Source organism: Streptomyces sp. NPDC005374 (assembly GCF_042872225.1).
Taxonomy (GTDB): domain Bacteria; phylum Actinomycetota; class Actinomycetes; order Streptomycetales; family Streptomycetaceae; genus Streptomyces.
In genome coordinates this window covers 920,836-933,215 of sequence record NZ_JBIAKA010000001.1, presented here as the reverse complement: position 1 = coordinate 933,215, position 12,380 = coordinate 920,836, and the positions used below count along the sequence as shown (strand labels likewise).

10 protein-coding genes and 1 pseudogene are annotated in these 12,380 nt (G+C 69.8%); 6 read left to right on the top strand and 5 right to left on the bottom strand.

The window, feature by feature from the left end:
• Window positions 1-32: 32 nt before the first annotated feature.
• Together ACFYRX_RS04375 and ACFYRX_RS04370 are read left to right on the top strand one after the other, a co-directional pair.
• The gene (locus ACFYRX_RS04375) at window positions 33-437 is read left to right on the top strand and encodes a winged helix-turn-helix transcriptional regulator (protein ID WP_389096471.1); all 405 of its coding nucleotides are present in this window, start codon (window positions 33-35) and stop codon (window positions 435-437) included.
• 81 nt (window positions 438-518) lie between these two features.
• On the top strand, window positions 519-1,025 hold the full coding sequence (locus tag ACFYRX_RS04370) for a DUF6082 family protein (protein ID WP_389096469.1): 507 nt from the start codon (window positions 519-521) through the stop codon (window positions 1,023-1,025).
• Between the two features lie 78 nt (window positions 1,026-1,103).
• On the opposite strand, the gene ACFYRX_RS04365 is transcribed toward ACFYRX_RS04370, so the two are convergent.
• The 5 genes from ACFYRX_RS04365 to ACFYRX_RS04345 all read right to left on the bottom strand — a co-directional run bounded on the left by ACFYRX_RS04365 (window position 1,104) and on the right by ACFYRX_RS04345 (window position 8,054).
• Window positions 1,104-2,183 (bottom strand): 2-oxoacid:ferredoxin oxidoreductase subunit beta, encoded by a 1,080-nt coding sequence (locus ACFYRX_RS04365; RefSeq protein ID WP_389096467.1) that lies wholly within the window; start codon window positions 2,181-2,183, stop codon window positions 1,104-1,106.
• Window positions 2,176-4,104 (bottom strand): 2-oxoacid:acceptor oxidoreductase subunit alpha, encoded by a 1,929-nt coding sequence (locus tag ACFYRX_RS04360; protein ID WP_389096465.1) that lies wholly within the window; start codon window positions 4,102-4,104, stop codon window positions 2,176-2,178. Before ACFYRX_RS04360 ends, ACFYRX_RS04365 begins: the two co-directional genes overlap by 8 nt.
• A 224-nt stretch (window positions 4,105-4,328) precedes the next feature.
• Window positions 4,329-5,027 carry a LuxR C-terminal-related transcriptional regulator gene (locus tag ACFYRX_RS04355; RefSeq protein ID WP_389096463.1) on the bottom strand — a complete coding sequence of 233 codons (699 nt, stop codon included), beginning with the start codon at window positions 5,025-5,027 and terminating at the stop codon, window positions 4,329-4,331.
• A gap of 315 nt (window positions 5,028-5,342) precedes the next feature.
• Window positions 5,343-6,686 carry a sensor histidine kinase gene (locus tag ACFYRX_RS04350; RefSeq protein WP_389096461.1) on the bottom strand — a complete coding sequence of 448 codons (1,344 nt, stop codon included), beginning with the start codon at window positions 6,684-6,686 and terminating at the stop codon, window positions 5,343-5,345.
• 141 nt (window positions 6,687-6,827) lie between these two features.
• On the bottom strand, window positions 6,828-8,054 hold the full coding sequence (locus ACFYRX_RS04345; protein WP_389096459.1) for a sensor histidine kinase: 1,227 nt from the start codon (window positions 8,052-8,054) through the stop codon (window positions 6,828-6,830).
• A 193-nt stretch (window positions 8,055-8,247) separates the two neighbouring features.
• Between ACFYRX_RS04345 and ACFYRX_RS04340 the strand changes: the two genes are divergently transcribed.
• The 4 genes and pseudogenes from ACFYRX_RS04340 to ACFYRX_RS04325 all read left to right on the top strand — a co-directional run bounded on the left by ACFYRX_RS04340 (window position 8,248) and on the right by ACFYRX_RS04325 (window position 12,378).
• On the top strand, window positions 8,248-8,652 hold the full coding sequence (locus ACFYRX_RS04340) for an NADH-quinone oxidoreductase subunit A (RefSeq protein ID WP_389096457.1): 405 nt from the start codon (window positions 8,248-8,250) through the stop codon (window positions 8,650-8,652).
• A pseudogene (locus ACFYRX_RS04335) lies at window positions 8,643-9,305 on the top strand (NADH-quinone oxidoreductase subunit B); the annotation flags it as partial. The gene ACFYRX_RS04340 and the pseudogene ACFYRX_RS04335, both read left to right, overlap by 10 nt.
• 131 nt (window positions 9,306-9,436) lie before the next feature.
• Window positions 9,437-11,413, top strand: coding sequence for an NADH-quinone oxidoreductase subunit C (locus tag ACFYRX_RS04330; protein WP_389096455.1), 1,977 nt, complete (start codon window positions 9,437-9,439; stop codon window positions 11,411-11,413).
• Entirely contained in the window at window positions 11,410-12,378 is a 969-nt protein-coding gene (locus ACFYRX_RS04325) for an NADH-quinone oxidoreductase subunit H (RefSeq protein WP_389096453.1), read from the top strand. Before ACFYRX_RS04330 ends, ACFYRX_RS04325 begins: the two co-directional genes overlap by 4 nt.
• Window positions 12,379-12,380 lie beyond the last annotated feature (2 nt).

Sequence of the window (12,380 nt, the reverse complement as noted above, 5' to 3'; positions counted from 1 at the left end):
CGAAAGTACCCACTTTGAAGTAAGGTACTGGCATGCCAGTAAGTGCAGTGGGTCCCGTGACCGACAAGGCCGCCACACCCGACACCGGCGAGGCGATGTGCCCCCACCGCCTCGTCCTGGAACACGTGACGTCCCGCTGGGGCGTCCTGGTCCTGATCGAGCTCCTCGACCGCCCGTACCGCTTCAGCGAACTCCGCCGGGCGATCGGGCGGGTCAGCGAGAAGATGCTCACGCAGACACTCCAGACCCTGGAGCGGGACGGCCTGGTGCACCGGGACGCCAAGCCGGTGATCCCGCCGAGGGTCGACTACTCCCTCACCGACCTCGGCCGCGAGGCGGCGGAACAGGTGCGAGGGCTGGCGGAGTGGACCGCCCGGCGGATGGCGGCGGTGCAGGAGGCGCGAGACGTGTACGACGCGACGAAGAACCAGGCTTGAGCGCCCTCTTCCGGCTTTCCGCGCCGACTTGCACGCTGGGAGGGACACGGCGGGGTCGCGACGAATCGGGGGTGGGGCGGCATGACCGTGCCCGAACAGGAGAAAACGGTGCCGGAGCTGCTTCAGGAGGTTGCCCGGCAGCTCGGGCACATGGCGGACGGCTACGACCGCATCGCGACCGAACTCCACCGGGCGAACCTGATCCGACTGCAGGGCTTCTTCCTGCAACGCCTGGACCGCGCGATCGACGACCAGGTGCTCGCCGACGCGCTCAGCACCTTCAGAAATCTGTCCGACGACAAGCGCCGCCAGATGCTCACCGCCAACGCCCAGTACTCGCTCATCCTCCTTTCCCACCGGATCGGTGCGACCGACCGTGCCGAACTCCTGGGGCATCTGAAGGTGCTGCGCCGCAGTCCGGTCTTCGTCGAGTACTGGGAGCGGTCGGCCCATGGGCGAGAGGGGCTGCCGGCGGACTCCTTCGAGGCACGGGTCGGCAGGGCCGTCGACGCGATCATGGACGAACGGCTGGACGACCTCGAGGAGTGGTGGGTCGTGGGCCCGGACTCGGAGTCCTCACCCGGCTGAGGAGCAGAACCGCAGGGAACGGTGAAGGGCCCGTATGCCGTGCTCCGGCATACGGGCCCTTCGCGTCGTCTGCGCGTGTCAGCCGACAACCGTCCAGGTGTCGCCCCCCGCCAGCAGCGCTCCCAGATCCCCCTTGCCGTTCTGCACGATCGCCGAGTCCAGCTGGTCCGACATCTGGGTGTCGTACACCGGCCGGTCCACTGACCGCAGCACGCCGATCGGCGTGTGGTGCAGGGTGTCCGGGTCGGCGAGCCGGGAGAGCGCGAAGGCGGTCGTCGGGGACGACGCGTGCGCGTCGTGGACCAGGATCCGCGACTCGTTCTCCGGCGTCACCGCCACCACCTTCAGATCACCGGTCGCCGCGTCCCGCACGACCCCCTTGGACAGGTCCGCGCCGAAGCGGATCGGCTGCCCGTGTTCCAGGCGGATCACCGCCTCCTCCGCCTGCTGCCGGTCCTTCAGGGCCTCGAAGGCGCCGTCGTTGAAGATGTTGCAGTTCTGGTAGATCTCGACCAGCGCCGTGCCGGGGTGGGCCGCCGCCTCACGCAGCACCGAGGTGAGGTGCTTGCGGTCCGAGTCCACCGTGCGCGCCACGAAGGACGCCTCCGCGCCGATGGCGAGCGACACCGGGTTGAACGGGGCGTCCAACGACCCCATCGGCGTCGACTTCGTGATCTTGCCGACCTCGGAGGTCGGGGAGTACTGGCCCTTGGTGAGGCCGTAGATCCGGTTGTTGAAGAGCAGGATCTTGAGGTTGACGTTGCGGCGCAGGGCGTGGATCAGGTGGTTGCCGCCGATCGACAGCGCGTCGCCGTCGCCCGTGACCACCCACACCGACAGGTCCCGGCGTGACGTGGCCAGGCCCGTCGCGATCGCGGGGGCGCGGCCGTGGATGGAGTGCATGCCGTACGTGTTCATGTAGTACGGGAACCGCGACGAGCAGCCGATGCCCGAGACGAAGACGATGTTCTCCTTGGCCAGCCCCAGCTCCGGCATGAAACCCTGGACCGCCGCGAGGATCGCGTAGTCACCGCAGCCGGGGCACCAGCGGACTTCCTGGTCGCTCTTGAAGTCCTTCATGCTCTGGCGGGCCTCGGCCTTGGGGACGAGCTGAAGTGCCTCGATCGTGCCCGAGCCTTCCGTGGACGTCTCAGCCATCGATGGCCTCCTTGAGAGCCGTGGCGAGCTGTTCGGCCTTGAACGGCATACCGTTGACCTGGTTGTAGCTGTGCGCGTCGACCAGGTACTTCGCCCGGATGAGCGTGGCGAGCTGCCCGAGGTTCATCTCCGGGATGACGACCTTGTCGTACGCCTTCAGCACCGCGCCCAGGTTGCGCGGGAAGGGGTTGAGATGGCGCAGATGGGCCTGCGCGATCGCCTCGCCGGCCGTCCGCAGGCGTCGTACCGCCGCCGTGATCGGCCCGTACGTCGACCCCCAGCCCAGCACCAGCGTGCGCGCCTCGTGCGGGTCGTCGACCTCCAGATCGGGTACGTCGATGCCGTCGATCTTGGCCTGGCGGGTGCGGACCATGAAGTCGTGGTTGGCCGGGGCGTAGGAGATGTTCCCGGTCCCGTCCTCCTTCTCGATCCCGCCGATGCGGTGTTCGAGACCCGGTGTGCCGGGCACGGCCCAGGGGCGGGCGAGGGTCTGCGGGTCGCGCTTGTAGGGCCAGAACACCTCGGTGCCGTCGTCGAGGGTGTGGTTGGGGCCCTGCGCGAACTGCACGGTCAGATCCGGCAGTTCGTCGAGCTCGGGGATGCGCCACGGCTCGGAGCCGTTGGCCAGGTAGCCGTCCGACAGCAGCATGACCGGCGTGCGGTACGCCAGCGCGATCCGGGCCGCCTCCAGCGCCGCGTCGAAGCAGTCGGCCGGCGTGCGGGGAGCGACGATCGGCACCGGCGCCTCGCCGTTGCGCCCGAACATCGCCTGCAGCAGGTCCGCCTGCTCGGTCTTGGTCGGCAGACCGGTGGAGGGGCCGCCGCGCTGGATGTCGATGACGAGGAGCGGCAGTTCGAGGGAGACGGCGAGACCGATCGTCTCGCTCTTCAGCGCGACTCCCGGACCGGAGGTGGTGGTGACGGCCAGCGAACCGCCGAAGGCCGCGCCCAGCGCCGCGCCGATGCCCGCGATCTCGTCCTCGGCCTGGAAGGTCCGGACACCGAAGTTCTTGTGTTTGCTCAGCTCGTGCAGGATGTCCGAGGCCGGGGTGATCGGGTAGGAGCCCAGGAAGAGCGGCAGGTCCGCCTGGCGAGACGCGGCGACCAATCCGTAGGACAGGGCCAGGTTCCCGGAGATGTTGCGGTAGGTGCCGACCGGGAAGGCCGTCGTCGCCGGGGCGATCTCGTAGGAGACGGCGAAGTCCTCGGTGGTCTCACCGAAGTTCCAGCCCGCCCGGAACGCGGCCAGGTTCGCCTCGGCGATCTCCGGCTTCTTCGCGAACTTCGCCCGCAGGAACTTCTCCGTGCCCTCGGTGGGCCGGTGGTACATCCATGACAAGAGGCCGAGCGCGAACATGTTCTTGCTGCGCTCGGCCTCTTTGCGACTGAGGTCGAAATCCTTGAGGGCCTCGACGGTCAGCGTGGTCAGGGGGACCGGATGAAGGCTGTAACCGTCGAGCGATCCATCTTCCAGCGGCGAGGCCGCGTACCCCACCTTCTGCATCGCCCGTTTGGTGAACTCGTCCGTGTTGACGATGATCTCGGCGCCGCGCGGCAGGTCGGCGATGTTCGCCGCCAGGGCCGCCGGGTTCATCGCGACCAGCACGTTCGGCGCGTCGCCCGGAGTCAGGATGTCGTGGTCGGCGAAGTGGAGTTGGAAGGAGGAGACCCCCGGCAGGGTTCCGGCAGGGGCCCGGATCTCGGCGGGGAAGTTGGGAAGGGTGGACAGGTCGTTGCCGAAGGTGGCCGTCTCCGAGGTGAAACGGTCACCGGTGAGCTGCATACCGTCACCGGAGTCACCCGCGAAACGAATGATCACCCGGTCGAGACGGCGGACATCCTTCACGCCGCTCTCTTTGCGCTGCTCTCCCACGACGGCTTCGTCGGCCTGCTCCGCTGCGCTGCTGACCTGACTGGTCACTGAACTGGACCTCCCTCGAGGCGGCTGTTCGGGAGCGGCCTTCCCGCAGGCCTTCCCAGGATCAACCCTACGACCGCAGGGGTCCCCATCCCTCGGCCATTCGAATGATGGACGTGCTTTTGAGACGGTTCGACGCCCTGAGTTGTCACGGTTTACACGCCCCCCGGCGCTTTCGTTGAAGACGCTCCGGCTTGTCCTGCGGTTCTTCGGGCCCGCACGGTGGTTCAGGAGTTCAGATAGGTGAGAACGGCCAGCACCCTGCGATGGTCCCCGTCGCTCTGCGAGAGCCCGAGCTTCAGGAAGATGTTGCTGACGTGCTTCTCGACGGCCCCGTCGCTGACCACGAGCTGGCGCGCGACGGCCGAGTTGGTCCGCCCCTCGGCCATGAGCCCGAGCACCTCCCGCTCCCGGGGCGTGAGATTGGCGAGCACATGCTGCTTGCGGCTGCGCCCCAGCAGCTGTGCGACCACCTCGGGGTCGAGGGCCGTACCGCCCTCGGCCACCCGCACCACCGCGTCCACGAACTCACGCACCTCCGCGACCCGGTCCTTGAGCAGGTAACCCACCCCGCGACTGGACCCGGCCAGCAACTCGGTGGCGTACCGCTCCTCCACGTACTGCGACAGTACGAGTACCCCGAGTCCGGGATGTGCCTTGCGCAGTTGTACGGCGGCCCGCACCCCTTCGTCGGTGTGCGTCGGAGGCATCCGTACGTCGGCGACGACGACGTCGGGCAGCTCGCCCTGCGCGTCCAGCTCGCCGATGGTCTTGATCAGCGCCTCTCCGTCGCCCACTCCGGCCACGACGTCGTGCCCGCGGTCGGTCAGCAACCGGGTCAGGCCCTCCCTCAGCAGCACTGAATCCTCGGCGATGACCACCCGCACCCTGTCCTCCACGACTCTCGGCCCCCCAGCCCACTTCATGCCCACCCGCTGGACAAGTCCAGCATTCCAGCATTCGGATGCGGGCGGGTGTGGGCAACGGGATTAAGACGGGGGCCGGTGTCATTTTCAGCCCGTCCGGCGTTTGAGGACGAGGCCCTTCAGGGCCGACGGGGGGCTGGGGGCGCAGCCCCCAGGGGGTGCGGGTCGAAGGGGTGCGGGTCGAAGGGGTGCGGGGTCGAAGGGGTGCGGGGCCGAAGGGGCGCGGGGCCGAAGGGGCAGCGCCCCTGGAGGACGGGACGGGTAGGGGCGGCGGGGGCGAAAACCCCCCACCGCCCCCACGTCACACAGCCCCCGTCACACCCGATCCCCCCGCCAGGGCAACTCCGCCGTCACCCGGGTAGGCCCCCCCACCGGCGAATCCACCACCAGAATCCCGTCCACGGCATCCAACCGCTCCGCCAACCCCGTAAGCCCGGACCCGGAGGACACATCGGCCCCACCCACCCCGTTGTCCACCACCTGCAGCATCAGCCGGTTCTCCACCTGCCACACATCCACCGCGGCCCCCGTGGCCCGGGAGTGCTTGCTGATGTTCTGCAACAACTCCGACACCGTGAAGTACGCGATCCCCTCGATGGCCGGCGCCGGCCGAGCGGGCAGATCCACCTCCACCTGCACCGGCACCGTGCAGCGCGAGGCCACGGAGGACAGCGCCGCATCCAGCCCCCGGTCGGTCAGCACGGCCGGATGGATGCCCCGCGCCAGATCACGCAGTTCCTGAAGCGCCGTCTTCACCTCACCGTGCGCCTCGTCCACCATCCGCGCCGCCGCCTGCGGGTCCTCCGTGAGCTTCTCCTTCGCCAGCCCCAGATCCATGGCCAGCGCCACCAGCCGGGCCTGCGCCCCGTCGTGCAGGTCCCGTTCGATCCGCCGCAGATCCGCCGCCGCCGTGTCCACCACGACGCCCCGGTCCGACTCCAGCTCCACCACCCGCGCCGACAGCCGGGTCGGCCCGAGCAGCCCGTGCACCATCACCCGGTCCACCATCGTGAGCGCCCGCACGATCCACGGCGTGGCCAGCGTGAACAACAGCCCCACCAGCGCCGTCACGATGATCTCGAACGGGTTGTCCAGATAGACGTGGTGGGTCTGGTCGCCGTACAGCTCGAGCCCGTCCTGACCGGCGTACGCCGGGAAGAGCCAGAACCACAGCGGATAGGTCAGCAACGCCCAGCCGTACACCCAGAAGTTCACCGCGACGACGAACGAGAACACCGCCCACGGCAGGTGCAGCACGGAGTACAGCAGCGCCCGCCAGGACACCCCGCTCTTGAGGACCGCGCCCATCCACCCCATGAACCCGGACTTCCGCATCCGCAGCGGCTCCGGGTCCGCGACCTCCAGACCCAGCAGCCCCCGCGCCCGCGCCCGCTCCATCGCCCCGAACCCACGGCACCCGGCGAGCCCCGCAGCTAAGACCGGGATCCCGAGGAAGGTCACGAGCAGGCCCGCGCCCAGCGAGACCATCGTGACGGCGTACGTGAACAGCACGATGCTGATCGGCAGGCTCAGCAGCACATAGCCGAACTCACGCCAGGTCCGCCCCTCGAACGGCGCCCGCAGCCCCGCCGGCACCCGGTGCCGCCGCGCCTTCTCGGGGAACCCGAGCCCACTGTCGTACCCGTAGTCCGTGGCCATCGACGTCGTCCTTCATCTCTCGTCCCGCGCCTGTGGTGTCGTACCTCCACCCTGCTGGGCCGCAGCTCAACGGACCATGGAGGCCGTCGGCGTCTTGGAAGGGGGGTTTTCCCCACCCCTTCCCGCTTCCGCCTCCGGTCGCTACGGCTTGTGCGGCACCCGGTCCCGCCACGGCAGCTCCGCCGTCACCACCGTCGGGCCGCCCGGCGGCGAGTCGATGACGAACAGCCCGTCGACCGCGCCCAGCCGCTCCGCGAGCCCGCGCATGCCGGTGCCGGCGTCGAGCCGGGCGCCACCGCGGCCGTCGTCCCACACCTGGATGAGCAGCCGGTCCTCCGACCGCCACACGTCGACCGACGCCGACCTCGCCCCACTGTGCTTGCTGACGTTCTGCAGCAGTTCCGAGACGGTGAAGTAGGCGATGCCCTCGATCGCCTGCACCGGCCGGGCGTCGAGGTCGGCGGTCACCTTCACCGGCACCGTGCAACGCGAGGCGACCGACGACAGCGCCGCGTCGAGCCCGCGGTCGGTCAGCACGGCGGGATGGATGCCCCGCGCCAGGTCCCGCAGCTCCTGAAGCGCCAGCTTCACCTCACCGTGCGCCTCCGCGACCATCGCCTGCGCGTACTCCGGGTCCTCCAGGAGCTTCTCCTTCGCGAGGCCGAGCCCCATGGCCAGATTGACCAGCCGTGCCTGCGCCCCGTCGTGCAGATCCCGCTCGATGCGCCGCAGGTCGGACGCGGCCGCGTCCACCACGACCCCCCGGTCCGACTCCAGTTCGGCGATACGGCGTTCCAGCTCGTCGGAGGGCGACAGCAGCCCGCGCACCATCGCCCGGTCCACGTTGGTGAGGCCCCGCGCGATGAACGGCAGCACCGGCCACAGCACGAACAACGAGGTCAGCGTGAGAGTGAAGGTGAAGATGCCCCACGGCAGCCGGACGAAGTCGTACAGCACCGTCCGCCACCCCACCGGGTCCTTCAGTCCCATCCACAGCTGAGGGAAGAAGCCGTTGCCGCCGTTCTTGGTACGCCACGGCATCGGACTCGGCTCGTCCACATGCAGCCCGAGCAGCGCCCGGGCCCGCGCCCGCTCCAGTTTGCCCAGCTGCCGCGCGCCCAGCAGGCCGGCCGCGAGCAGCGGGAACCCGATCACCGTGACGGTCAGCCAGAGACCGGTGAACAGCACGGTCATGACGTAGGTGAAGCCGAGGATCGACACCGGAAGGTTCGCCAGGAGATGCGCGATCTCCTTCCAGGTGTGCGCGTCATAGGCGAAACGGGCCGGCGGCAGCCGCCCACCGTCGGTTCGACCGGTGGTTCTGCCGGTGGTCACGGCACGGCTCGGGGACGAATGGCGTTCGGTCATATGGGTTAGCGTGCCGCGCGAGAGGGCCGGGCGCCATGAGGCGGGCCGCCGCCGTTCCCTGGGGAAAACCCCACCCCCGTCTTCCAACGGGTGACGGGCTGCTTACCGGTCCTTTATCAGGGCCTAGACTCCCGTGCGTACAGATCGTCGAACAGCGGTGTTCATCGATGTCCACAGGGAGCGAGGGGCGGACGTGCCGGAACCGACCGTCGATTCGACCGTCGTAGCGGCGGACTACTTCCAGTCGTACTCGGTCGTCGGACTGCTCGCCGTCGTCGGCGTGCTCTTCGTCGCCGTCGCCTTCGGCGCCGGCCGCCTGCTACGGCCCGTGGTCCCCACCCCCGAGAAACTCCTGACGTACGAGTGCGGCGTCGACCCCGTCGGCGAGGGCTGGGCCCACACCCAGGTCCGCTACTACGTCTACGCCTTCCTGTACGTCATCTTCGCCGTCGACTCGATCTTCCTGTTCCCGTGGGCGACGGTCTTCGCGGCCCCCGGCTACGGCGCGACCACGCTCGTGGAGATGTTCATCTTCCTGGGCTTCCTCGCCGTGGGGTTGTTGTACGCGTACAAGAAGGGTGTCCTGGAATGGACGTGACCCCCTCGGAGCCTGTTCTGCTTCCGGAGCCGAAACGGCTGGGCGCCCTCGCCCGCCTCGCCCCCGAGCCGATGAAGGTGATCCTCAACTGGGGCCGCCGGTACTCCCTCTGGGTCTTCAACTTCGGCCTCGCCTGCTGCGCCATCGAGTTCATCGCCGCGTCGATGGCCCGCCACGACTTCATCCGCCTCGGCGTCATCCCCTTCGCCCCGGGTCCCCGCCAGGCCGACCTGATGGTCGTCTCCGGCACGGTCACGGACAAGATGGCCCCGGCCGTGAAGCGCCTCTACGAGCAGATGCCCGAGCCCAAGTACGTCATCTCCTTCGGCGCCTGCTCCAACTGCGGCGGCCCGTACTGGGACTCGTACTCGGTCACCAAGGGCGTCGACCAGATCATCCCTGTGGACGTGTACGTGCCGGGCTGCCCTCCCCGCCCCGAGGCACTGCTCCAGGGAATCCTGAAACTCCAGGAGAAGATCGCGAGGGAGTCGCTGGCAGAACGGTACGGATCCCCTACGGGACGCCCGTCGGTAGCGGCGCTGCAGAGCGGGTTGGTGAGGGGGCCGGGGGGTGCGGGGTCCGGGCCCGGTGCGGGATCGGGATCGGGATCGGGATCGGGATCGGGGGAGCGTACGGGTTCTGGTGCGGCGGGGGCTTCGGCTGGGGCTGGGACTTCCGGTGAGCAGGGGGCCCGGGGCGGGCCGGTGACTTCAGGCGACGCTGCGACATCCGGTGGACCATCGACTTCGGGTGACCCCGAGGCCTCCGGCGAGGGAGACACACGGTGACCGCCGTCGGCTGGCTCCCCGCCCCCGTCGAGGAACTCTTCGGCCCCGAGACCAACGCCGAGGAGTCCTACGAGGTCCTGACGGTCGACGTCCCGCCCGCGACCTGGCTCGCGGCGCTGCGTGTGGCCCGCGACGAGCTGGGCTGCACCTACTTCGACTGGCTCAGCGCGGTCGACGAACCCGGCACGGGCTTCCGCGTGGCTGCCCACGTGGTGGCCCTCTCCCCGGTACGACGCCTGCTGCTCCGCACGACCGTCTCCCACGAGACCCCGGCGCTGCCCACAGCCGTCGACATCTACGCGGGTGCCGCCTGGCACGAACGCGAGACCCACGAGATGTTCGGCATCACCTTCGACGGCCATCCCTCCCTCACCCCTCTCCTGTTGCCGGAAACCTTCGAGGGCCATCCCCTCCGCAAGGACTTCGTCCTGGCCGCCCGAGTCGCCAAGGCCTGGCCCGGAGCCAAGGAACCGGGCGAGTCCGAACACGGTGGCCCCAAACGCCGCCAGATGCTTCCCCCAGGAGTCCCCGACCCGAACGAATGGGGCCCCCTGAAAGGCCAGCTGCCTCCGGCTCCGGCCCGCCCCGCCCGCGGCGCGGCCCGAACCCCGGTCGAACGCCCCGCCCGAACCACAACCGACCGCCCAGCCCGCCGAGCGCGCTCGGCAGCGGAGGGCTCGGCGAGCCAGACGGAGGAGCCCGGGGTGCCGGGTGCGGTGCCCGGTGGGCCACGTCGGGCGCGATCAGCGGCGGATGGTTCGGCGAGCCGGACGGAGGGGTCCGGGGTGCCCGGTGGACCGGTTGGGGCGGGTTCGGTGGGGGAGGGTTCGGCGAGCCCGGCGGAGGGGTCCGGGGTGCCGGGTGCGGTGCCCGGTGGGCCACGTCGGGCGCGATCAGCGGCGGACGGTTCGGCGAGCCAGGCGGAGGAGCCCGGGGTGCCGGGTGGACCGCGTGGGGCGGGTTCGGTGGCGGACGGTTCGGCGAGCCAGAGCGCACCTGGGGTGGCGGAGGCCACGGGCAGTGCTGCGGGGGCGTCGTCGACGGGCGTGCCCCGACGAACGCGTACCACTGCGCAGGGCTCGGCCGGCCAGACGGCACCGGGAGCCCACGGCACCGATGACGGTCCAGCAGCACCGGCGAGCGGTACGTCCGAGTCGGACGCCCCGGCCACCGGCTTGCGTCCCTTGCCCGCGCCTTTGTCGGATGCCCCGACATCGGGCACTTCGAGTCCAGATGCCTCGGCGTCGGAGACTTCTGCGTCGGACACTTCAGCGTCGGAGACTTCGGCATCGGATGCCCCGACATCGGACACCTCGGGGGCGGACGCCCCCGGGTCGGATACCTCAGGCTCGGGTGTCCCTGGCTCGGACACCCCTGCCTCGGACACCTCGGCACCGCAACGCCAGGGAGCCGCGGGTGTTGCCCCGGCCGGGCCCCGTCGGACACGCAGCGCTTCGGGCGGTTCCGTGAGTCACCGTGCCGCGACTGGCTCCGAGACGTCGGCCGATGACGCGAGCCTCACGACCACGCCGCCGAAGGCTCGGAGCACCCCACGCAGCCCGGACGCGCCGTGGCATCACGCTCGCCCAGCCTTCGACGACTTCGGAACGGAACAACCCCCCACCTCCGAGGACGCGCAATCCTCCGAACGCCCCGAACGGCCGGACGAGCCCGCTGAACCCGGTGCTTCCAAGGAGCCAGGCGCCTCCGAGGCACAGAGCGCTTCTGTGGAACCCGGTACCCCCGAGGAGGAGGGCGCTTCCGAAGATCCCCGACCCGCGGAACGCTCCGAAGACGTCGACCGGACCCCCAACCACACTCACCCGAACCCTCAGGACGCCGACGCGACCTCCGACGACTCAACCGCGGACGAGCCCCCGGCCCCTGACACCCCCACCCGCGGCGCCCCCAAAACCCCCAGCACCCCCAATACCCCACGCACCCCCGACGAGCCCGCAGGAGGCCCGCAGTGAACGACGCTCTCGACGTCGCCCTGCGACTCCTGATCGTCTTCGTCGTATTCCTCACCTTCCCTCTGATCATCGGCCAGACCGAGCACAAGGTGATGGCCCACATGCAGGGCCGCCTCGGCCCGATGTACGCAGGCGGTTTCCACGGCTGGGCCCAACTCGTCGCGGACGGCGTGAAGTTCGCTCAGAAGGAAGACGTCGTACCGGCGGGCGCTGACCGCCGAATCTTCCAACTCGCCCCCGCCGTAGCCCTCCTGCCCTACCTCCTCGTCCTCCTGGCCATCCCGATCGGCCCCGGCGAGGGCGCCGTCGGCGAGGTGGTCGACGCAGGCGTGTTCTTCGTGCTCGCCGTGATGGGCGTGGGTGTCCTCGGCTCCCTCATGGCCGGCTGGGCCTCCGCCAACAAGTTCTCCCTCCTCGGCGGCCTCCGCACCGCCGCACAGCTCCTTGCCTACGAACTCCCGATGCTGCTCACCGCCGCCTCGGTGGCGATGGCGGCCGGAACCGTCTCCCTTCCCGGCATTCTCGGCGCCTTCGAGTGGTGGTGGCTGCCCTGGCAGCTGGTCGGCGCGATCGTCTTCTTCGTCGCCGGCCTCGCCGAGCTCCAACGCCCTCCCTTCGACATGCCGGTCGCCGACTCGGAGATCATTTTCGGTGCCTACACCGAGTACACCGGCCTTCGTTTCGCCCTGTTCCTCCTCGCCGAGTACGCCGGAATCGTCGTCCTGTGCGGCCTCACCACCGTTCTCTTCCTGGGCGGCTGGCACGGTCCCTGGGGCGCCGACGGTCTCGGCTGGGTGTGGACCCTCCTCAAGACAGCCCTGCTCGCCTTCGTCGTCATCTGGCTCCGCGTGACCTACCCCCGCCTGCGCGAGGACCAGCTCCAGAAACTCTCCTGGACCCTCCTCGTCCCCCTCTCCCTCGCCCAGATCGCCCTCACCGGCATCGTCAAGGTGGTGATCTCCTAACC